Origin of the sequence: Sinorhizobium saheli, assembly GCF_001651875.1 — a bacterium.
In the GTDB taxonomy this organism is placed as follows: domain Bacteria; phylum Pseudomonadota; class Alphaproteobacteria; order Rhizobiales; family Rhizobiaceae; genus Sinorhizobium; species Sinorhizobium saheli.
Map to the genome: position 1 here is coordinate 104,431 of NZ_LNQB01000071.1, position 22,050 is coordinate 126,480.

At 65.2% G+C, this 22,050-nt stretch carries 22 protein-coding genes; 20 read left to right on the plus strand and 2 right to left on the minus strand.

Translation table 11 applies throughout. The features are described from left to right. The first annotated feature begins 76 nt into the window (after positions 1-76). From ATB98_RS11825 to ATB98_RS11835, 3 genes are all read left to right on the plus strand, one after another. The gene (locus ATB98_RS11825; protein WP_066873786.1) at positions 77-370 is read left to right on the plus strand and encodes a YciI-like protein; all 294 of its coding nucleotides are present in this window, start codon (positions 77-79) and stop codon (positions 368-370) included. A 7-nt stretch (positions 371-377) separates the two neighbouring features. Next, positions 378-809, plus strand: coding sequence for an EVE domain-containing protein (locus ATB98_RS11830; protein ID WP_066873788.1), 432 nt, complete (start codon positions 378-380; stop codon positions 807-809). Between the two features lie 68 nt (positions 810-877). Next, positions 878-1,534, plus strand: coding sequence for a class I SAM-dependent methyltransferase (locus ATB98_RS11835; protein WP_066873789.1), 657 nt, complete (start codon positions 878-880; stop codon positions 1,532-1,534). Between the two features lie 109 nt (positions 1,535-1,643). Here ATB98_RS11835 and ATB98_RS11840 read toward each other — a convergent pair whose 3' ends face one another. Continuing rightward, a complete protein-coding gene (locus tag ATB98_RS11840) occupies positions 1,644-2,285 on the minus strand; it encodes a hypothetical protein (RefSeq protein WP_066873791.1) in 642 nt (213 codons plus the stop codon). Between the two features lie 307 nt (positions 2,286-2,592). On the opposite strand from ATB98_RS11840, the gene sdhC reads away from it, so the two are divergent. The 17 genes from sdhC (at position 2,593) to ATB98_RS11925 (ending at position 20,953) form a co-directional block, all read left to right on the plus strand. Continuing rightward, the gene (sdhC, locus tag ATB98_RS11845) at positions 2,593-2,985 is read left to right on the plus strand and encodes a succinate dehydrogenase, cytochrome b556 subunit (protein ID WP_066873793.1); all 393 of its coding nucleotides are present in this window, start codon (positions 2,593-2,595) and stop codon (positions 2,983-2,985) included. A gap of 12 nt (positions 2,986-2,997) precedes the next feature. Beyond that, a complete protein-coding gene (sdhD, locus tag ATB98_RS11850) occupies positions 2,998-3,378 on the plus strand; it encodes a succinate dehydrogenase, hydrophobic membrane anchor protein (RefSeq protein WP_066873795.1) in 381 nt (126 codons plus the stop codon). A 7-nt stretch (positions 3,379-3,385) separates the two neighbouring features. Then, complete coding sequence (gene sdhA, locus ATB98_RS11855; protein ID WP_066873796.1) at positions 3,386-5,227, plus strand: succinate dehydrogenase flavoprotein subunit; 1,842 nt, start codon at positions 3,386-3,388, stop codon at positions 5,225-5,227. Between the two features lie 18 nt (positions 5,228-5,245). Next, positions 5,246-6,025, plus strand: coding sequence for a succinate dehydrogenase iron-sulfur subunit (locus ATB98_RS11860; protein WP_066873798.1), 780 nt, complete (start codon positions 5,246-5,248; stop codon positions 6,023-6,025). Positions 6,026-6,177: 152 nt separating this feature from the next. Next, positions 6,178-6,771 (plus strand): peptide-methionine (S)-S-oxide reductase MsrA, encoded by a 594-nt coding sequence (gene msrA, locus ATB98_RS11865; protein ID WP_066873800.1) that lies wholly within the window; start codon positions 6,178-6,180, stop codon positions 6,769-6,771. A 389-nt stretch (positions 6,772-7,160) separates the two neighbouring features. Beyond that, positions 7,161-7,700: a protease inhibitor Inh/omp19 family protein gene (locus ATB98_RS11870; RefSeq protein ID WP_066873803.1), complete on the plus strand. Its 540-nt coding sequence runs from the start codon at positions 7,161-7,163 to the stop codon at positions 7,698-7,700. 156 nt (positions 7,701-7,856) lie between these two features. Then, a complete protein-coding gene (zapE, locus tag ATB98_RS11875; RefSeq protein WP_066873805.1) occupies positions 7,857-9,011 on the plus strand; it encodes a cell division protein ZapE in 1,155 nt (384 codons plus the stop codon). 180 nt (positions 9,012-9,191) lie between these two features. Next, positions 9,192-10,154, plus strand: a complete 963-nt coding sequence (mdh, locus tag ATB98_RS11880) for a malate dehydrogenase (RefSeq protein ID WP_066873807.1) — start codon at positions 9,192-9,194, stop codon at positions 10,152-10,154. A gap of 33 nt (positions 10,155-10,187) precedes the next feature. After that, on the plus strand, positions 10,188-11,384 hold the full coding sequence (sucC, locus tag ATB98_RS11885) for an ADP-forming succinate--CoA ligase subunit beta (protein WP_066873809.1): 1,197 nt from the start codon (positions 10,188-10,190) through the stop codon (positions 11,382-11,384). A 6-nt stretch (positions 11,385-11,390) separates the two neighbouring features. After that, positions 11,391-12,293: a succinate--CoA ligase subunit alpha gene (sucD, locus tag ATB98_RS11890; protein WP_066873811.1), complete on the plus strand. Its 903-nt coding sequence runs from the start codon at positions 11,391-11,393 to the stop codon at positions 12,291-12,293. Positions 12,294-12,482: 189 nt separating this feature from the next. After that, complete coding sequence (locus ATB98_RS11895; protein WP_066873813.1) at positions 12,483-15,479, plus strand: 2-oxoglutarate dehydrogenase E1 component; 2,997 nt, start codon at positions 12,483-12,485, stop codon at positions 15,477-15,479. Positions 15,480-15,600: 121 nt separating this feature from the next. Then, positions 15,601-16,845 (plus strand): 2-oxoglutarate dehydrogenase complex dihydrolipoyllysine-residue succinyltransferase, encoded by a 1,245-nt coding sequence (odhB, locus tag ATB98_RS11900; RefSeq protein WP_066873815.1) that lies wholly within the window; start codon positions 15,601-15,603, stop codon positions 16,843-16,845. 166 nt (positions 16,846-17,011) lie between these two features. Then, on the plus strand, positions 17,012-17,653 hold the full coding sequence (locus ATB98_RS11905; RefSeq protein WP_066873818.1) for a LysE family transporter: 642 nt from the start codon (positions 17,012-17,014) through the stop codon (positions 17,651-17,653). Positions 17,654-17,676: 23 nt separating this feature from the next. After that, complete coding sequence (locus ATB98_RS11910; RefSeq protein ID WP_153435931.1) at positions 17,677-18,156, plus strand: hypothetical protein; 480 nt, start codon at positions 17,677-17,679, stop codon at positions 18,154-18,156. Beyond that, entirely contained in the window at positions 18,153-18,905 is a 753-nt protein-coding gene (locus ATB98_RS11915) for an SDR family oxidoreductase (protein ID WP_066873822.1), read from the plus strand. The genes ATB98_RS11910 and ATB98_RS11915 overlap by 4 nt, the downstream gene beginning before the upstream one ends. Before the next feature lie 24 nt (positions 18,906-18,929). Then, positions 18,930-20,336 (plus strand): dihydrolipoyl dehydrogenase, encoded by a 1,407-nt coding sequence (lpdA, locus tag ATB98_RS11920; protein ID WP_066873824.1) that lies wholly within the window; start codon positions 18,930-18,932, stop codon positions 20,334-20,336. A gap of 128 nt (positions 20,337-20,464) precedes the next feature. Beyond that, positions 20,465-20,953 carry a DUF2867 domain-containing protein gene (locus ATB98_RS11925; protein WP_066873826.1) on the plus strand — a complete coding sequence of 163 codons (489 nt, stop codon included), beginning with the start codon at positions 20,465-20,467 and terminating at the stop codon, positions 20,951-20,953. Here ATB98_RS11925 and ATB98_RS11930 read toward each other — a convergent pair. Beyond that, on the minus strand, positions 20,946-22,019 hold the full coding sequence (locus ATB98_RS11930; protein WP_066873828.1) for a TraB/GumN family protein: 1,074 nt from the start codon (positions 22,017-22,019) through the stop codon (positions 20,946-20,948). The two genes, ATB98_RS11925 and ATB98_RS11930, sit on opposite strands and share 8 nt — an antisense overlap. Positions 22,020-22,050: the final 31 nt, after the last annotated feature.

Below are 22,050 nucleotides of genomic sequence, written 5' to 3' on the forward strand. Positions count from 1 at the left end.
GGCAGCGGGATGGGGACGAGTGAAGCGGGTTTTCGTTCCCCGTATCCCGCACCAGTCATCAAAATCAGGAGGAACCATGCTCTTCGCACTCATCTGCACGGACAAGCCCGGCGCGCTGCAGCTCAGGCTCGACACGCGCCCCGACCACCTCGCCTATCTCAACGAGCTCAACGCCCGGGGTATCCTGAAGATCGCCGGGCCCTTTCTCGGTGAAGACGGCAAGCCGACGGGAAGCCTGGTGATCGTCAGGGCCGAAACGATCGAGGAGGCGCAGGCGCTCGCCGCGGCCGATCCCTACGCGAAGGCAGGGCTCTTCTCGAATGTCGAGATCAAGGCCTACAACTGGGTCTTCAACAATCCCGAGGCTTGAGGCGGCGATGGCGTACTGGCTCTATAAATCCGAACCCAACAAATGGTCCTGGCAGATGCAGAAGGACGCCGGCGAGAAGGGCACCGAATGGACCGGCGTGCGCAACTACCTGGCGCGCAACAACATGCGGGCCATGAAGATCGGCGACAAGGGCTTCTTCTATCACTCCAACGAGGGGCTGGAGATCGTCGGCATCACCGAGGTCTGCGCCCTCTCGCATCCGGATTCGACGGCCGAGGGTGACGCCCGCTGGGACTGCGTCGACATCCGCGCCGTCACCGACATGCCGCGTCCGGTCTCGCTGAAGGCGATCAAGGAGAACCCCAAGCTCGCCAAGATGTCGCTCGTCACCTCGATGCGTCTTTCGGTGCAGCCGGTGACGGAGGACGAGTGGATCGAGGTCTGCCGCATGGGCGGGCTCGACAACCCGCCGAAGTAGCTTTGTTTGCCGCATGATTTGTCCGAGAACCGGCTCCCGGTTGTCGGTTCGCGCTCGAGAGTCCCCGTTTGAAAACCGACCCCGAAAGCTTCATCCGCGCCAATACCGCCATCCTCGCGCCGCCGCATGTGCCGGAAGTCCGGTTGCACCTCGCCAGCGAGGCGCATGACCTCTGGCTGAAGACCGAGGAGGAACTCGAGGCGATCGGCCTGCCGCCGCCCTTCTGGGCCTTCGCCTGGGCCGGCGGGCAGGGGCTTGCCCGCTATGTCCTCGATCATCCGGAAACGGTGCGCGGCCGGCGCGTCATCGACTTCGCCTCCGGCTCCGGCCTCGTCGCCATCGCGGCCAGGCTCGCCGGCGCCGCGCAGGTGGTCGCCGCCGACATCGACCCCTGGGCCGAAACGGCGGTACGGCTCAATGCCGAGCTGAATGGGGTCGAGATTGCCTTCACGGGCGCGGACATCGTCGGCGAAGAAAGGGCGGCCGACGTCTACCTGGCCGGCGACGTGTTCTACGACAAGGGCTTCGCTGACCTGCTGATCCCCTGGTTCGACGCGCTCGAAGGCGCCGGCGCCGCCGTTCTCGTCGGCGATCCGGGGCGCGCCTACTGCCCGCGCGAGCGGATGACGGCGCTTGCGACCTACGAGGTGCCGGTGACGCGAGCGCTCGAGGACAGCGAGGTGAAACGCACGACGGTCTGGCGGTTCGGGCCGGCGGCCGGTTGAGGTGCCTCTCGATTCGCCAGGAAGACCCCTTCGAAGACCCCCTCCTCAAGCCCTCCCCCTTGTGGACCCCTTGTGTGGAAAAGTTGGGGAGGGGTAAAGCCGCGAACACCTACGGCCGGACGATGCAGACGCCGTGCTCCCATGCGCAGGCGCTGGCGTTCGTTTGCGGCGAGACGATGATGATCTTGGCGCGTTTCGACGGTGCGGCCCCGGACGACTCCCCCGGAAAATAGCCGTAGCCGTCTTCGCGGCTGAAAAAGATGCCGTTACCGTCCTCGCGGAAGGCCGAGAGGCTGCCGGCATAGGTGCCGATTCCCGAGACCGGGGAGGGAAGGCCGTAGCCCAGGTAACCGCTATCGCCGTCAAAGCCATGACCGCCGGCGTCGATGACGATCAGGGAACCACCATTCCACCCGCGCCGCGCGAAGTGCCTCGAGCGGTGTTTCAGCCGGACATGCCGTGTGCGGGTGCTGACATCCGGGAGACCGCCCGACACGAAGGACGGGAAATCATCGATGCCGCGCATGACCGAGCGGTGCCGCCTGTGAGCGGCAAAGAAGCGGGCGCCGTGATGGCGCTTGCGAAAGGCGTGATGGGGGAGCCGATGCTTGAGCCGGACATGGCGGACACGCGTCTGCGCCTCGGAGAAGCCCTCAGCGGCAACGGTTTCCGCCGGCAGGCCAACCGGCATCGCAAGCGCGAACGCCAGAAGTAGAACTTTGGTCGCACGGGCCGCTCGCAACAGACTCATTCTGCCCTCGCCTCCGATCGGGTTAACAAATCATTAAGACCGCATCCTGCGGCAAAAGCGGGCGAATGTCACGGAATTGCTTGGGTTTTTCGCGCTGATCGTTAACGCCGGCGCATGTCTCTGCGAGGCCGGAAAATGGCGTTTTTCGTCTAATCGATTTTATTTATTTTGCACTGCAAACACACTTGTCGTTAAGCATTATGGTGATTAAAGGTCCGAAGGACTGAATTGCGCACAATCGGGTGCGAAACCGGATGGTAAATCTCTAGTTTTGAGGGGATCTATCCGGTCATTCCGTGAGGTTCCGATGACGAATGTCACAAGAAGCCGGCCGCTCTCGCCGCATCTTCAAATCTACAAGCCGATTCCCACCATGGTCATGTCGATCATGCACCGCATCACCGGCGGCGCGCTCTACTTCGGCACGATCCTGGTCGCCTGGTGGTTGATCGCCGCCGCCTCGGGCGCGGCCCATTACGACTGGGTGAGCTGGCTGTTCGGCACGCTGATCGGCAAGATCGTGCTCTTCGGCTATACCTGGGTGCTGGTGCATCACATGCTCGGCGGCATCCGCCACTTCATCTGGGACCTCGGCTACGGCTACGAAAAGCATTTCGCGACCAAGATGGCGAAGGCGACGATCATCGGATCGGCGACGCTGACGCTCATCATCTGGATCGTCGGCTACCTGGTTCGCTGAGGGGGACAAATCATGGATATGCGCACACCCCTCGGCAAGGTCCGCGGTCTCGGCTCCGCCAAGGAGGGCACGGAGCACTTCTGGCGGCAGCGGCTGACGGCCGTCGCCAATGTTCCGCTCTTGATCTTCTTCGTCTTCTTCGTCGCCCGCTATGCCGGCGCGCCGCATGCCGATCTCGTCGCCGCGCTCTCGAACCCGTTCGTCGCCGTGATCATGGGCCTGGTCGTCACGTCCGCGCTCGTCCACATGCGGATCGGCATGCAGGTCATCATCGAGGACTACGTTCATGCGGAGGGCGCCAAGATCGCGCTTCTCATGCTCAACACATTCTTCGCGATCCTGGTCGGCGGGCTCTGTCTTTTCGCCATCCTGAAGATCGCTTTTGCAGGGTAATTTCGTCATGGCTTCGATCAGTTCACCCGCTGCAAACGGCAAGGCCTACCAGTATGTCGATCATTCCTTCGACGTCGTCGTCGTCGGCGCCGGCGGCGCGGGGCTTCGCGCGACGCTCGGCATGGCCGAGCAGGGGCTCAAGACCGCCTGCGTCACCAAGGTCTTCCCGACCCGCTCGCACACGGTCGCGGCGCAAGGAGGCATCGCAGCTTCGCTCAGGAACATGACGCCGGACTGCTGGCAGTGGCACCTCTACGACACGGTGAAGGGCTCGGACTGGCTCGGCGACGTCGATGCCATGCAATATCTCGCCATGGAGGCGCCGAAGGCGGTCTATGAGCTCGAGCATTACGGCGTGCCCTTCTCGCGCAACGAGGAAGGCAAGATCTACCAGCGCCCCTTCGGCGGCCACATGCAGAACTACGGCGAAGGCCCGCCGGTGCAGCGCACCTGCGCGGCCGCCGACCGCACCGGCCACGCGATCCTGCACACGCTCTACGGCCAGTCGCTCAGGAACAACGCCGAGTTCTTCATCGAATATTTCGCCATCGACCTGATCATGTCGGACGACGGCCGCTGCACCGGCGTCGTCGCCTGGAACCTCGATGACGGCACGATCCACCGCTTCGCCGCCAAGATGGTGGTGCTGGCGACCGGCGGCTACGGCCGCGCCTATTTCTCGGCGACCTCGGCGCATACCTGCACCGGCGACGGCGGCGGCATGATCGCGCGTGCCGGCCTGCCGCTGCAGGACATGGAGTTCGTGCAGTTCCATCCGACCGGCATCTACGGCGCCGGCTGCCTGATCACCGAAGGCGCCCGCGGCGAGGGCGGGTATCTCGTCAACTCGGAAGGCGAGCGCTTCATGGAGCGCTACGCCCCGTCGGCCAAGGACCTTGCCTCGCGTGACGTCGTCTCGCGCTGCATGACGATGGAAATCCGCGAGGGCCGCGGCGTCGGCAAGAACAAGGACCACATCTTCCTGCATCTCGACCACCTCGATCCGGCGGTGCTCGCCGAGCGCCTGCCGGGCATCTCGGAATCGGCGAAGATCTTCGCCGGCGTCGACGTCACCCGCGAACCGATCCCGGTGCTGCCGACGGTGCACTACAACATGGGCGGCGTGCCGACCAACTATTGGGGCGAGGTGCTGAATGCCGACGCCCAGAACCCGGAGCGCATCGCGCCCGGCCTCATGGCCGTCGGCGAGGCGGGCTGCGCCTCGGTGCACGGCGCCAACCGGCTCGGTTCGAACTCGCTGATCGACCTCGTCGTCTTCGGCCGCGCCGCGGCGATCCGCGCCGGCCAGATCATCGACCGCAACGAGTCGGTGCCGGCGGTCGACACGGCCGCCTGCGACCGGATCATGGACCGCTTCGACCGGCTGCGGAACGCCAATGGCGGCACGCCGACGGCGGTGCTGCGCGACAAGATGCAGCGCGCCATGCAGGAGGACGCGGCGGTGTTCCGCACGCAGGAATCGCTCGAATCCGGCTGCCGCCGCCTGTCGGCGATCTGGAAGGAGCTGCCGGACGTCAAGGTCACCGACCGTTCGATGATCTGGAATTCCGACCTCGTCGAGACGCTGGAACTCGAAAACCTGATGGCCAATGCCATCACGACGATCTACGGCGCCGAGGCCCGCAAGGAGAGCCGCGGCTCGCATGCACGCGAGGACTATTCACAAGGCCCGCTCGGCGGCCGCGACGACGTGAACTGGCGCAAGCACACGCTCGCCTGGGTCAACGAGGCGGGCGACGTCCGGCTCGACTATCGCCCGGTCCACACCGAGCTCATCGCCGACGGCATCGATCCCAAGAAGATCGAGCCGAAGGCGCGCGTCTACTGATCTCGAGGATTAAGGCACATGGTTGAACTCGCTCTTCCCAAGAACTCGCAGATCACCGAAGGCAAGGTCTGGCCGAAGCCGGCAGGCGCGACCAATCTCCGCGAATACCGCGTCTACCGCTGGAACCCGGACGACGGCCGCAACCCGCGCATCGACACCTATTACATCGACATCGATGATTGCGGGCCGATGGTGCTCGACGGCCTGCTCTACATCAAGAACAAGATCGACCCGACGCTGACGCTCCGCCGCTCCTGCCGCGAAGGCATCTGCGGCTCCTGCGCGATGAACATCGACGGCACCAACACGCTCGCCTGCACCAAGGGCATGGACGAGATCAACGGTGCGGTGAAGATCTATCCGCTGCCGCACATGCCGGTGGTGAAGGACCTGGTGCCGGATCTCACCAATTTCTACGCCCAGCACCGGTCGATCGAGCCCTGGCTCAAGACGGTGTCGCCGACGCCGGCCAAGGAATGGCGGCAGAGCCATGAGGACCGCCAGAAGCTCGACGGCCTCTATGAATGCATCCTCTGCGCCTGCTGCTCGACATCCTGTCCGAGCTACTGGTGGAACGGCGACCGCTATCTCGGGCCGGCCGTGCTGCTGCAGGCCTATCGCTGGCTGATCGATAGCCGCGACGAGGCGACCGGCGAGCGGCTCGACAATCTCGAGGATCCGTTCCGGCTCTATCGCTGCCACACGATCATGAACTGCGCCCAGGCCTGTCCGAAGGGGCTGAACCCGGCGAGGGCGATCGGCGAGATCAAGAAGATGCTGGTCGAACGGAGGCTCTGACCGGCGCCTCTCCAGTTCGACATGGCGAATTCGGCGGCGGGCCTCCAGCCCGCCGTTTTCAGTTTTCACGACGCTCACACCGACGTGTCGGTAAGTGATTTGAAAGCCGCAGCGAGACGCATAGGTAATAATCCGGGGGATGGAGATTGCCGATGCGTCGCCTGCTCATTGGACTTGCCGCGACTTGCCTGCTGTTGCCTGCGCGGGCGGCCGAGCCGCAATATGCGATCTTTGCAGGCGGCTGCTTCTGGTGCGTCGAGAGCGATTTCGACAATGTTCCGGGCGTTCTCGAGACCATCTCCGGCTATGCGGGCGGCAAGAGGGAGAAGCCCACCTATGAAGACTATGCGAAGGCCGGCCACCGCGAAGTGGTGCGGATCAAGTTCGATCCCGACCGGGTCTCCTATGCGGAGCTCGTCGGCGTTCTCTTCCGCACGACCGACCCGACCGATGCCGGCGGCCAGTTCTGCGACCGCGGCTTTGCCTATAGCACGGCGATTTATGCCCTGAACGACCGCCAGGCGATGGACGCCAAGGCGGAGAAGATCAAGGCCGAGGCGGAACTCGGCAGGCCGATCGTCACGCCGGTCGAAGGGCCGGTCAAATTCTGGCCGGCGGAAGACTACCACCAGGATTTCGGGGCGCGAAATCCGATCCGCTACTGGTACTATCGCAACGGCTGCGGCCGGAACCGGGCTGTCGAGACGCTCTGGGGCGACCGCGCCTATGCCGGCGTCAATCACTGATCGGCCGGTCCTGTTCTTCCGCTCGCAAGCACCTCGCGCCGTTCTCGCCAGAGGACGGAATTCGGCCCATACCTTGCGCATGCCGACTCCTCCTCGATCCCAATCGATTCCAGCCCCGCGCCGTGCTCAGCCAGGCGCATTCGTCGGCGACGGCGGCGTGCGGCTGAGACGCCCTCCCGGCGCCAGCCGGCGAAGATAATTGCCGTCGTCTATGGCGACCATCCGGCTCGCCACGGAACTTCCGATGATGATCAACTTCGTCGGCGTTTGTGCCGTGCAACCAACAAGAGTGAAGAGGCTCGCCTTGATTTGAAAGGTGGTTTTGCTGTAATTCGGCCTTTATTATCGCGTTGCATCATGGTTCGCGGACAATATTTGGGGGTGAAGATATGCGGGTTTCTCATGCGGCGGCCGGGCTGGCGGTTGTACTTGCGCTGACCGGGTGCCAGCGGACGTCCTTCGGCGGTTTCGGTTCTCAGGATGTTTCTCCCGCTCCCGCGCCCTTGCAGGCCCAGCCCGTGCCGTCGGTTTCGGCGGGCCAGCTGCCGCCGCCGGCCGGCGCATCGCAGTTCCCGGCCGCACCGGCGGCCGGCACCGCAGCGCCCGGCGCTGCTGCCGGCACCGAGGTGGCGGCGGCGACCAATGCGCTCGACGTCACCAAGGAATCGATGGTCGGCAACTGGCGCGTTTCGAGCGCCGGCAGCTCCTGCGACATGTTCCTGACGCTCACCAATCTCGGCAGCGGCTCGCGCGGCGGCACCCGCGGCTGCGCCGGCGAGCTGACGACGATGGGATCCTGGGAAGTGGCGGGCAAGCAGGTCGTGCTCAAGGACCGCGGCGGCAATCCGATCGCCCGGCTCTACAAGACGGCCGATTCGCGCTTCGACGGCTCGACCAACAGCGGACAGCCGGTCAGCCTCAGCCGCTAAGGATCACTTCACGCCGGCTTCATGGCCGGGAGACGAAGCGGCCTGCGGCAGGGTGGTTTCCCCGGCCCGCCGCTGATCCGGCTTCGTGCAAGCGGCCCCACATCCTTGGATCGGCGTCGATTTGAGGAACCTGCAGCAGCGCACCCCGGACCTATCGTGCTCAATCCCGACGACAGCATCCACCACAAGCTCGAAGCCCTCGTCACGGCCGGCGAGCGGCAGCGTGACCCCGCCCAATCTGCGATCGCCAGACGGCTCGACCATCTGACGGCGGAGCTGCTCGCCAGCCGCCCCTCGCGCAAGGCCAATGCGCTCGGCTGGCTGTTCGCCGCCCGCAAGAGGGATCACGCGCCGGTCAAGGGGCTTTACATCCATGGCGGCGTCGGCCGCGGCAAGACCATGCTGATGGACATGTTCTTCGACGCGGTGCCGATCCAGCGCAAGCGCCGCGCGCATTTCCATGCGTTCATGGCCGATGTGCACGAGCGCATCTACAAGCATCGGCAGAAGCTCAAGAACGGCGAGACGAAGCAGGCCGACCCGATCCCGCCGGTCGCCGCCGAGCTTTTCGGCGAGGCGCGGCTCCTGTGCTTCGACGAGTTCACCGTCACCGACATCGCCGATGCGATGATCCTGGCGCGACTCTTCGGCGAACTCTTCGCCAAGGGCTGCGTGCTCGTCGCGACCTCCAATGTCGAGCCGGACAATCTCTACCGCGACGGTCTCAACCGCGGCCTCTTCCTGCCCTTCATCGATCTCCTGAAGGTGAATGCGGAAGTGGTCTCGCTCGACACGGAGACGGACTATCGCCTGCAGAAGACGGATGGCACGCCCGTCTGGCTGTCGCCGCTCGGGCCCGAGGCGGAGGCGGCGATGGACCGGGCCTGGTATCGCGAGACGGGCGGGGCGCCGGTGTCGGCGGCCGAGATCGGCCGCAAGGGGCGCATGATCCGCGTGCCGGCCGCCGCCGGCCGCAGCGCGCGTTTCACCTTTGCCGATCTTTGCGCCCAGCCGCTCGGCGCTGCCGACTACCTCGCCATCCTCGCGCATTACAGCACGATTTTCCTCGACCACGTGCCGCATCTCGGCCCGCACATGCGCAACGAGACGAAGCGGTTCATCATTCTCGTCGACGCCCTTTACGATCGCGGCGCCCGGCTCTTCGCCTCGGCGGCCGCCGAGCCGCAGGACCTCCTGACCGCCAGGAAAGGCACCGAAGGCTTCGAGTTCGACCGCACCGTTTCGCGCCTGATCGAGATGCAGAGCGAGGAATATGCCGCCGCGCATCCGGCGGAATCGCCAGCCGAATGACACAATGACGGCAGCAGTTCTTACGTTTACGTAAGAACTTTATGATCTAACCGATTGAATTTGCTTCGCCGAAAAGTATCGATTGATATTTTACCATTTGGCGTTTAAGTGGCTGTCCGCGAAGGTTTGGCGTTTGCCGCGTTCCAGGCCTCGATCATGGATCACAAAGGAAGCACTTTCATGGCCCGCAACAAGATCGCACTTATTGGTTCAGGGATGATTGGTGGCACGCTGGCCCATCTCGCCGGCCTCAAGGAACTGGGCGATATCGTCCTGTTCGACATTGCCGACGGCATCCCGCAGGGTAAGGGCCTCGACATCGCCCAGTCGTCCCCGGTCGAAGGCTTCGATGCATCGCTTACGGGCGCCAGCGACTATGTGGCGATCGAAGGCGCCGACGTCTGCATCGTCACCGCCGGCGTGCCGCGCAAGCCCGGCATGAGCCGCGACGACCTGCTCGGCATCAACCTGAAGGTCATGGAACAGGTCGGCGCCGGCATCAAGAAATACGCGCCGAACGCCTTCGTCATCTGCATCACCAACCCGCTCGACGCCATGGTCTGGGCGCTGCAGAAGTTCTCCGGCCTGCCGAAGAACAAGGTCGTCGGCATGGCCGGCGTCCTCGACTCGTCGCGCTTCCGCCTGTTCCTCGCCCAGGAATTCAACGTTTCCGTCAAGGACATCACCGCCTTCGTGCTCGGCGGCCATGGCGACACGATGGTGCCGCTCGCCCGCTACTCGACGGTCGCCGGCATTCCGCTGCCCGACCTCGTCCAGATGGGCTGGACCACCCGGGAGAAGCTCGACCAGATCATCCAGCGCACCCGTGACGGCGGCGCCGAGATCGTCGGCCTCCTGAAGTCCGGCTCGGCCTACTACGCGCCGGCCGCCTCCGCGATCGAGATGGCCGAAGCCTACCTCAAGGACAAGAAGCGCGTGCTGCCCTGCGCGGCGCACCTCTCCGGCCAGTACGGCGTCAAGGACATGTATGTCGGCGTGCCGACCGTCATCGGTGCCGGCGGCGTCGAGCGCATCATCGAGATCGACCTCAACAAGGGCGAGAAGGAAGCCTTCGACAAGTCGGTCGCGGCCGTCGCCGGTCTCTGCGAGGCCTGCATCAACATCGCACCCAGCCTGAAGTAATCGCCGAACCGGCCTATCAGACAGGAAAGAACCATGAACATTCATGAATACCAGGCCAAGGCTCTCCTGAAGAGCTACGGCGCGCCGGTCGCCGAAGGCGTCGCGATCTTCTCCGCCGACGAGGCCGAGGCGGCCGCGAAAAAGCTGCCGGGACCGCTTTACGTGGTGAAGAGCCAGATCCATGCCGGCGGCCGCGGCAAGGGCAAGTTCAAGGAACTCGGCCCCGACGCCAAGGGCGGCGTGCGCCTGGCGAAGTCGGTGGAAGAGGTCGTCTCCAACGCCAGGGAAATGCTCGGCAACACGCTGGTGACCAAGCAGACCGGTCCGGCCGGCAAGCAGGTCAACCGCCTCTATATCGAGGACGGCGCCGACATCGACCGTGAGCTCTACCTCTCGATCCTCGTCGACCGTTCCGTCGGCCGCGTCGCCTTCGTCGTCTCGACCGAGGGCGGCATGGACATCGAGGCGGTTGCCGAGCATACGCCGGAGAAGATCGTCACGGTCGCCATCGACCCGGACAAGGGCGTCACGGCGCAAGACCTGAAGACGCTCGCCGACGCGCTGAAGCTCGAAGGCGAGGCGCGCGCCGACGCCGAGAAGCTCTTCCCGATCCTCTACAAGGCCTTCGTCGAGAAGGACATGAGCCTGCTCGAGGTCAACCCGCTGATCGTCATGAAGAACGGCCGCATGCGCGTCCTCGACGCCAAGGTCTCGTTCGACGGTAATGCGCTCTTCCGCCACGAGGACGTCGTCGCGCTGCGCGACAAGACGGAAGAGGACGAGAAGGAAATCGAAGCCTCCAAGTACGACCTCGCCTATGTCGCCCTCGACGGCAACATCGGCTGCATGGTCAACGGCGCCGGCCTTGCCATGGCGACCATGGACATCATCAAGCTCTACGGTGCCGAGCCGGCGAACTTCCTCGATGTCGGCGGCGGCGCCTCGAAGGAGAAGGTCACCCACGCCTTCAAGATCATCACGGCCGATCCGGCGGTGAAGGGCATCCTCGTCAACATCTTCGGCGGCATCATGAAGTGCGATGTCATCGCCGAGGGCGTGCTTGCCGCGGTCAAGGAAGTCGGCCTCAAGGTGCCGCTCGTCGTGCGCCTCGAAGGCACCAATGTCGAACTCGGCAAGAAGATCATCAATGAATCGGGCCTCAACGTCATCTCCGCCGATGATCTGGACGATGCCGCCCAGAAGATCGTTGCAGCCGTGAAGGGAGCCTGACGTTTCATGTCCATCCTGATCAACAAAGACACCAAGGTCCTCGTCCAGGGCCTGACCGGCAAGACCGGCACCTTCCACACCGAGCAGGCGCTTGCCTATAACGGCACCAAGATGGTCGGCGGCATCCACCCGAAGAAGGGCGGCGAGACCTGGACCGGCGCCAAGGGCGAGCAGCTTCCGATCTTCGCGTCGGTCGCCGAAGGCCGTGACGCGACCGGCGCCAACGCTTCCGTGATCTACGTTCCGCCGGCCGGCGCCGCGGCTGCGATCATCGAGGCGATCGACGCGGAAATCCCGCTCATCGTCTGCATCACCGAGGGCATCCCGGTCGCCGACATGGTCAAGGTCAAGGCACGGCTCGAAAAGTCGTCCTCGCGCCTCATCGGCCCGAACTGCCCGGGCGTGCTGACGCCGGACGAGTGCAAGATCGGCATCATGCCAGGCAACATCTTCCGCAAGGGCTCGGTCGGCGTGCTGTCGCGCTCCGGCACGCTCACCTACGAGGCGGTGTTCCAGACGTCCAACGAAGGCCTCGGCCAGACGACGGCCGTCGGCATCGGCGGCGACCCGGTCAAGGGCACCGAATTCATCGACGTCCTGGAAATGTTCCTCGCCGACGACGAGACCAAGTCGATCATCATGATCGGCGAGATCGGCGGCTCGGCCGAAGAGGACGCGGCGCAGTTCCTGAAGGATGAGGCCAAGCGCGGCCGCAAGAAGCCGATGGTCGGCTTCATCGCCGGCCGCACGGCCCCTCCCGGCCGCACCATGGGCCATGCCGGCGCCGTCATCTCCGGCGGCAAGGGCGGCGCGGAAGACAAGATCGCGGCGATGGAATCCGCCGGCATCCGCGTCTCGCCCTCGCCGGCCCGCCTCGGCAAGACGCTGGTCGAAGTCCTCAAGGGCTGACCGGAACCAAGCCGATGGGGCGGCACCGGCCGCCCCATTCGCAGCCACGAACGATGCCGGGATGAAGCATCGGAGAGGGGACGTGTCCTGGCTCGGGACCGCCCCGAAAGGCTGAGAGCAGACAGACACGACCGGGACAACCCGGCATTCCAACTAAGTCAGGAGGCGGACGCGAGTCCGCGAGAGACCATGACAAGGCAAGAGGCCAACGAGCAATTCCAGCTCACATCCTTTCTGGACGGCGCCAACGCCGCCTATATCGAGCAGCTCTATGCACGCTATGAAGCGGATCCGTCCTCCGTCTCGGCCGAATGGCAGGCCTTCTTCAAGGCGCTCGCCGACAGGCCCGAGGACGTGGTGAGGGCCGCCAAGGGCGCCTCCTGGAAGAAGAAGAACTGGCCGATCCCCGCCAATGGCGAGCTCGTCTCGGCGCTCGACGGCGACTGGGGAACCGTCGAGAAGATCGTCGAGAAGAAGGTCAAGGCCAAGGCCGAGGAGGCCGCCGCGGCGACCGGCGTGCCGATCAGCGAGGCCGAGGTTCATCAGTCGACGCGCGATTCCGTCCGCGCCATCATGATGATCCGCGCCTATCGCATGCGCGGCCACCTGCATGCCAAGCTCGATCCCCTGGGTCTTGCCGATCCGGTCGAGGATTACGACGAGCTCTCGCCGAAGACCTACGGCTTCGAGGAGAAGGATTACGACCGCAAGATCTTCATCGACAACGTCCTCGGCCTCGAATACGCGACCGTGCGCGAGATGGTCGAGATCCTCGAGCGGACCTATTGCTCGACGATGGGCGTCGAGTTCATGCACATGTCCAACCCGGAAGAAAAGGGCTGGATCCAGGAGCGGATCGAGGGCCCTGACAAGGGCGTCGAATTCACGGCCGAGGGCAAGAAGGCGATCCTGCAGAAGCTGATCGAGGCGGAAGGCTTCGAGCAGTTCATCGACGTCAAGTACAAGGGCACCAAGCGCTTCGGCCTCGACGGCGGCGAATCGCTGATTCCGGCGCTCGAACAGATCATCAAGCGCGGCGGCCAGCTCGGCCTCAAGGAGATCGTCCTCGGCATGGCCCATCGCGGCCGCCTGAACGTTCTCTCCCAGGTGATGGCCAAGCCGCACCGCGCCATCTTCCACGAGTTCAAGGGCGGCTCCTATGCGCCGGACGACGTCGAGGGCTCGGGCGACGTCAAGTACCACCTCGGTGCCTCCTCCGACCGCGAGTTCGATAGCAACAAGGTGCACCTGTCGCTGACGGCGAACCCGTCGCACCTCGAAATCGTCAACCCGGTGGTCATGGGCAAGGCGCGCGCCAAGCAGGACCAGATGGCGACCGTGTTCGAGGGCGACATCATTCCGCTGCGCGAACGCGTCAAGGTCATGCCGCTGCTGCTGCACGGTGACGCGGCCTTCGCCGGCCAGGGCGTCGTTGCCGAAATCCTCGGGCTTTCCGGCCTGCGCGGCCATCGCGTCGCCGGCACCGTCCACTTCATCATCAACAACCAGATCGGCTTCACCACGAACCCGGCCTTCTCGCGCTCCTCGCCCTATCCGTCGGACGTCGCCAAGATGATCGAGGCGCCGATCTTCCACGTGAACGGCGACGATCCGGAAGCGGTCGTCTATGCCGCCAAGATCGCGACCGAGTTCCGGATGAAGTTCCACAAGCCGGTCGTCATCGACATGTTCTGCTACCGCCGCTTCGGCCACAACGAGGGCGACGAGCCGGCGTTCACGCAGCCGAAGATGTACCGGGCGATCCGCGCCCACAAGACGGTGGTGCAGCTCTATTCGCAGCGTCTCATCGCCGAAGGTCTGATGACCGAGGGCGAAGTGGAGAAGATGAAGGCGGACTGGCGCGCCCATCTCGAGCAGGAGTTCGAGGCCGGCCAGTCCTACAAGCCGAACAAGGCCGACTGGCTCGACGGCCTCTGGTCGGGGCTGCGCACCGCCGACAACCAGGATGAGCAGCGTCGCGGCAAGACCTCGGTGCCGATGAAGCAGTTGAAGGAAATCGGCCGCAAGATCTCCGAGATCCCGGCCGGCTTCAACGCGCACCGCACGATCCAGCGCTTCATGGAAAACCGCGCCAATATGATCCAGACCGGCGAGGGGATCGACTGGGCGATGGCGGAGGCGCTTGCCTTCGGCACGCTGGTGACCGAGGGCACGAAGATCCGCCTTTCCGGCCAGGATTGCGAGCGCGGCACCTTCTCGCAGCGCCACTCGGTGCTCTACGATCAGGAATCCGAGGAGCGCTACATTCCGCTCGCCAACCTGTCGCCGACGCAGGCGCGTTACGAGGTCATCAACTCGATGCTCTCGGAAGAGGCGGTGCTCGGCTTCGAATACGGCTATTCGCTCGCCCGCCCGAACGCCCTGACGCTGTGGGAAGCCCAGTTCGGCGACTTCGCCAACGGCGCCCAGGTGATCTTCGACCAGTTCGTCTCGTCGGGCGAACGCAAGTGGCTGCGCATGTCCGGCCTCGTCTGCCTGCTGCCGCACGGCTATGAGGGCCAGGGGCCGGAGCATTCCTCCGCCCGCCTCGAACGCTTCCTGCAGCTCTGCGCGGAAGACAACATGCAGGTCGCCAACGTCACGACGCCGGCGAACTACTTCCACATCCTGCGCCGTCAGGTGAAGCGCGATTTCCGCAAGCCGCTGATCATGATGACGCCGAAGTCGCTGCTGCGCCACAAGCGGGCCGTATCGAGCCTGGCGGAGATGGCCGGCGAGAGCTCTTTCCACCGGCTGCTCTGGGACGACGCGGAGGTCATCAAGGACGGCCCGATCAAGCTGCAGAAGGATTCGAAGATCCGCCGCGTCGTGCTCTGCACCGGCAAGGTCTATTACGACCTCCTCGAGGAACGCGAGAAGCGCGGCATCGACGACATCTACCTCCTGCGCGTCGAGCAGCTCTATCCGTTCCCGGCCAAGGCGCTCATCAACGAGCTCAGCCGCTTCCGCCATGCGGAGATGGTCTGGTGCCAGGAAGAGCCGAAGAACATGGGCGCCTGGTCGTTCATCGACCCCTATCTCGAATGGGTGCTTGCCCATATCGACGCCAAGTACCAGCGGGTGCGCTACACCGGCCGTCCGGCCGCCGCTTCGCCGGCTACCGGCCTGATGTCCAAGCACCTGGCGCAGCTCGCCGCCTTCATCGAGGACGCGCTGGGGGGCTGAACGCCCCCTTGCGGCCTGCCAATCGCTGAAGCACCTTCAGGAAAAGTGTGCAGCGGTTTTCCGGCCGGGAGTGCGTAACTCAAAGCGCTTGAAACAGAAATCTGATCAACGGACACAAATCATGGCAACAGAAATCCGCGTTCCCACCCTTGGCGAATCCGTCAGCGAAGCGACCGTCGGCACCTGGTTCAAGAAGGTCGGCGACGCGATCAAGGCCGACGAGCCGATCCTCGAGCTCGAGACCGACAAGGTGACGATCGAAGTGCCGGCGCCGGCCGCCGGCACGCTCACCGAAATCGTTGCCCAGGCGGGCGAGACCGTGGGCCTCGGTGCGCTGCTCGGCCAGATCGCCGAAGGCGCGGGTGCCGCCGCCGCTCCGGCCGAGAAGAAGGCGGAGCCTGTTGCCGCCGCCGCGGCTCCGGCCGCACAGCCGGCAGCAGCAGCCGCTCAAGCGCCGCAGGCTGCCTCATCGATGCCGCCGGCTCCGGCCGCCGCCAAGCTGCTTGCCGAGAACAATCTTGCGGCCGACCAGGTCGACGGCTCCGGCAAGCGCGGCCAGGTCCTGAAGGGCGACGTGCTTGCCGCCATTGCCAAGGGCATCTCCGCGCCTGCGGCCGCCGAGCCCGCCAAGGTCCAGGCCCGTGCGCCGGCCCCGGCGGAAGACGCCGAACGCGAAGAGCGCGTCAAGATGACCCGTCTGCGCCAGACGATCGCCCGGCGCCTGAAGGATGCGCAGAACACCGCCGCCATGCTCACCACCTACAACGAGGTGGACATGAGCGCGGTGATGAGCCTGCGCTCGAAGTACAAGGACATCTTCGAGAAGAAGCACGGCGTCAAGCTCGGCTTCATGGGCTTCTTCACCAAGGCCGTGACGCATGCGCTCAAGGAGCTGCCGGCGGTCAACGCCGAGATCGACGGCACCGACATCATCTACAAGAACTTCTGCCACATCGGCGTTGCCGTCGGCACCGACAAGGGCCTCGTCGTGCCGATCGTGCGCGATGCCGACCAGATGTCGATCGCCGAGATCGAGAAGGAAATCGGCCGTCTCGGCAAGGCTGCCCGCGACGGCACGCTGTCGATGGCAGACATGCAGGGCGGCACCTTCACCATCTCCAATGGCGGCGTCTACGGTTCGCTGATGTCCTCGCCGATCCTCAACGCGCCGCAGTCGGGCATCCTCGGCATGCACAAGATCCAGGACCGTCCGGTCGCGATCGGCGGCCAGGTCGTCATCCGCCCGATGATGTACCTGGCGCTCTCCTACGATCACCGCATCGTCGACGGCAAGGAAGCCGTGACCTTCCTCGTGCGCGTCAAGGAGAGCCTCGAGGATCCGGAACGCCTGGTGCTCGACCTCTGACAAGGGCGGGGGTGCGACTGGCAGCCCCCGTCTCTTTCTCCTCCGACGTGCGCGTCCGGCAGGCATCGACAGAAATGGAGCCGGAGGCTAGGCTCCGGAGGCACGCTATGCGCGCATTCCGGCACCCTTCGGCTCCATCTGGATCCTCAACGCATCGGTCAAAACCATGAGCAGCTACCTGTTCGAACTCGCATCGCTGATGGCAATCTTCTCCTTCGCCATCGTCTCCCCTGGCGCGGATCTCGCCATGGTCATGCGGCAGTCGCTGGTGCATGGACGCCGCCCGGCGATCATCACCTCCTTCGGCATCGGCACGTCGCTGATGTTCCACGTCACCTACACCATTCTCGGCCTGGGGCTGATCATTTCGCAGTCGATCTACCTCTTCAACATCGTCAAATGGTGCGGCGTCGCCTACCTGATCTATATCGGCGTCAAGGCGCTGAGGGCCGGCCAGACGGAGATCGCCGTCGACCAGGGGCCCGCGGCCGGGGAGGGCAGGCGACAGTCGGCGATCAAGGCCTTCGGCCTCGGTTTTGCCGCCAATGCGCTCAACCCGAAGCCGGTTTTCTTCTTCCTGTCGATCTTCTCGACCGTCGTCAGCGCGCATACGCCGATGATGGTGAAGTTCGGCTACGGCCTCGTCATGGCGAGCGCGCTCATCCTCTGGTTCGTCGGCGTCAGCCTGTTCATGACGACGCCGCGCATGCGTGCCGCCTTCACGCGGGCAAGCAAGTGGATCGACCGGGCGAGCGGCATGGTCTTCATCGCCCTTGGCCTGAAGCTCGCGACCGAAAAGGCCGCCTGACCATGGACCGCCGGACCGCTCCCATGGCTTGGCTCTCCGCCGCGCTTGCCGCGACGCCCGCGTCTGCGCAGTGCGTCCAGGCGCGGGCGATCTATGCCGATCCGGCCGGCACTTACGAACTGCATTTCGAGCCGGTCGGCTCTGAAAGCGCCGTCACCAGCAATCACTTCAAGGTCAAGGTCGGGAAGACCGGGCTGTCGCTCGACGGCGTCGTGATGCAGTCGGGCGAACCCATGCGCGCCAACGGGATCGTCATGCACGATTGCCCGACGGGCGACGTCACCGGCGCGGAACTCGATGCCTGCACCGTCTGGGAGGGTGTGATCTACACCGTCGACAAGGCCGGCCGCATCGGCCTGCTCGAGACGGAGGACGCGCCGGCGGCCGAGCAGATCCTGCTTCCGGATTTCGGACCGTCGCTGCGGACGTCGAGCGCCTGGGGCGCCGGCAAGGCCAATGCCGACAGCTCCGATGTCTTCGCGTTCAAGGGTTGCGCCGGATGAGCGACGGGCGCGTGCTTCTCGTGACCGGCGGCAGCCGCGGCATCGGTGCGGCCGTATCCTTTGCCGCGGCGAGAGAAGGATGGCGGGTCGCCGTCAACTATGCGGTGAACCGGCAGGCGGCCGAGGACGTCGTTCGTCTCGTCACGGGGGCGGGCGGATCGGCGCTTGCGGTTCAAGGCGACGTCGGCACGGAAGACGGAATAGAGGCGATCTTTGCCGCAGTCGACTCCGCCTTCGGCCGCCTCGACGGCCTCGTCAACAATGCCGGCATCGTCGGCCCGCCGCAGCGCGTCGACGAGATTTCGGCCGAACGGCTGGAGCGGATGCTGCGCGTGAACGTGGCCGGCTCCATCCGCTGCGCGGCGGAAGCGGTCAGGCGGATGTCGACGCGTCACGGCGGCATGGGCGGCGCCATCGTCAATCTCTCGTCCATGGCGGCCGTGCTCGGATCGCCGGGGCAATATGTCGAGTATGCCGCGGCGAAGGGCGCGATCGACAGCTTCACCGTCGGTCTCGCGCGCGAGGTGGCGGGAGAGGGCATTCGCGTCAACGCGGTGCGGCCCGGCATCATCGACACCGAAATCCACGCGTCGGGCGGCCTGCCCGATCGGGCCCGCGACCTGGCCTCCTCCATCCCCCTGAAGCGGCCCGGAGCAGCCGGCGAGGTTGCCGATGCAATTCTCTATCTCCTGTCGGATAAGGCGACTTATGTGACCGGAGCCATTCTCAATGTCAGCGGCGGGCGATGACCGCCGCCCAGGAAGGGTTATCAAATGGCTTATGATCTCATCGTAATCGGAAGCGGCCCCGGCGGCTATGTCTGCGCCATCAAGGCGGCACAGCTGGGCCTGAAGGTTGCCGTGGTCGAGAAGCGCAGCACCTATGGCGGCACCTGCCTCAATGTCGGCTGCATCCCGTCCAAGGCGCTGCTGCATGCTTCCGAGATGCTCCATCACGCGCAGCACGGCCTCGACGCGCTCGGCGTGGAGGTCGAAGGCCCGAAGCTCAATCTCGGAAAGATGATGGCCCACAAGGACGCGACCGTTAAGGCGAATGTCGACGGCGTCTCCTTCCTCTTCAAGAAGAACAAGATCGACGGCTTCCAGGGCCTCGGCAAGGTGCTGGGCCAGGGCAAGGTTTCCGTCACCAACGACAAGGGCGAGGAGCAGGTCCTCGACACCAAGAACATCGTCATCGCCACCGGTTCCGACGTTGCCGGCATTCCGGGCGTCGAGTTCGCGTTCGACGAGAAGGTCATCGTCTCCTCGACCGGCGCTCTCGCGCTGGAAAAGGTGCCGGAGCGCATGATCGTCGTCGGCGGCGGCGTCATCGGCCTCGAGCTCGGCTCGGTCTGGGCGCGCCTCGGCGCCAAGGTGACGGTGGTCGAATTCCTCGACACGATCCTCGGCGGCATGGACGGCGAGGTCGCCAAGCAGCTCCACCGGATGCTGACGAAGCAAGGCATCGACATCAAGCTCGGCGCCAAGGTGACCGGCGTTGCGAAGCCTGGCAGCGGCGCGAGGGTCACCTTCGAGCCGGTGAAGGGCGGCGAGTCGACCGCGCTCGATGCGGACGTCGTGCTGGTCGCGACCGGCCGCAAGCCCTGCACGGAAAACATGGGGCTCGCCAAGGCGGGCGTCGTCCTCGACGCGCGCGGCCGGATCGAGATCGACCGTCACTTCCAGACGAGCATCACCGGCGTCTACGCGATCGGCGACGTGGTGCGCGGGCCGATGCTCGCCCACAAGGCCGAGGACGAAGGCGTAGCGGTCGCCGAGATCATCGCCGGCCAGGCCGGCCACGTGAACTACGATGTCATTCCGGGTGTCGTCTATACCCAGCCGGAGGTCGCCTCCGTCGGCAAGACAGAGGAAGAGTTGAAGGCCGCCGGCATCGCCTACAAGGTCGGCAAGTTCCCCTTCACCGCCAACGGCCGCGCCCGCGCGATGCTGCAGACGGACGGTTTCGTCAAGATCCTCGCCGACAAGGAGACCGATCGCGTGCTCGGCGGCCATATCATCGGCTTCGGCGCCGGCGAGATGATCCACGAGATCGCCGTGCTGATGGAATTCGGCGGCTCGTCGGAAGACCTCGGCCGGACCTGCCACGCCCATCCGACCATGTCCGAGGCGGTGAAGGAAGCGGCGCTCGCCACCTTCGCCAAGCCGATCCACATGTGACAATTCGCCGGGGGGCTGCGACGAGCGGCCCCCTGCGCTCGCGCCGCATTTGCGCGCAATCATGAAGCATTCACCGCGGCCGTGACGCCCCGATCGGCGGGACCGGCGAAAGCGAAGAGGACGCGTTCATGAAACCCCGAAGCGTCGGCGCCAGGCTGCCGAACCGATGGCTGCCCGGCGCGGACTGGGCGGACCGCTACGAACTGCTCGTCTTCGGCGAACGCATGACCGCGGCCGAGGCGGCAAGGCGCACGCTCGGCAACGCGCCGGGCTGGGTTCGCGGCCTTCTCGGATTACGCAACCGCCTTGCCGCGCTCATCGGCCTCAAGGCCGCCGCACCGGCCGCGGCGGCCGGACGGATCGGTGGCTTCCCGGTCCTCTACAGCGACGATCGCGAGACCGTGCTCGGCCTCGATGACCGCCACCTCGATTTCCGCATCGTCGTCAACGTGCGCGACGGTCCCGCGGACAGCCAGATCATCGGCTTCACCACGCTGGTGCGCCGGCGGAACCTCTACGGCCGGATCTATCTCGCTGCGGTCATGCCCTTTCACAAGGCGATCGTCCCGGCATTGCTTTCGGGGGTGAGCGAACGGACGTCAGGTCGGATCAGTTGAGGGGCGTGACCGTGAACCCCTGCCGGCGCAGGAGTTCGACCAGGCCCTCGTTGCCGGGAAGATGCAGCGCGCCGACGGCCATGAAGGCGCCGCCATCCTTCAGGATGGGCGAGGCCCGCTCCGCCATGGTCCTGTTGCGGTCGATGATGATGCGCTGCTCGAAATCGGCATAGCCGACGTCGTCGGAGGAGACTTCCGAGGAGACGAATTTCATCATCGGCATGATCATGCCGGTATCGCCGGCGAGATAGAGGTCGGTCGTCGTTGCCAGCACGTCGTCGATCGTCTTGCCGAGCGCCAGCGTCTGGATCAGCGCCTTGAGATGCAGTTCGACCGGCAGCGAATCCATGGCGGCGAGCTGCTCGACCAGCGTCTCCAGGCCCTTCAGGCTCTTGCCGTCGCGCACCGCGTCCTCGGCGAGCTTCTTGTCGAGGAAGGAGGCGCCGGCCGCCTTGCGCGAGAATTCGCAGGCCGGCAGCGCCACGAAGCTCGCGATCATCCAGGGCTTCATCCTGGCGACGAGGGGAAGGGGGATGCCGCGCGCCTTGAGGCCGGTCTCGAGAAGCGCCCGATCCGCCGGTTCGAGATAATCGCCGATCGTCTTGTCTGCGGAAAGCATGGTGAGATCGGGCCGCATCATGATCGCGGCGCTCGCCTTCTGCTCGTCGATGATCTCGTCGGATTCGACGATGACGGTGCGGGCCGCGGCAAAGGCATCCGCGGCTCCGGCGGGCATCGCCAGCACCCGCGGATCGGTCACGTGCATGGTGCCGAGCAGGAAGGAGGGCGCCGCGCCCTGACCTTCGATCTTCCAGAGAAGCCCTTTTCCATTGGGGACCGTGTCGGCCTCCCGTCGCAGCGCGGCAAGGCGGTCCGGGGCGGAGTGCTCCAGGCTCGCCAGGATGTTGGCGCCGCCGCAATCCGATCCCTCCGCGGCATTCGCGTCCGAAATCGACAGCAATGCGGCGACGAGGCTTGCGGCCAGCGCCAGATGCAGGAGCGCGATCAGCCACATCAGCCCATCGGCCGCCCTGGCCGCGAAATCGCGAAGAGTGAAGGTCGTCATGGATGCCCCCGGCAATGTGCAGGAACCTTAT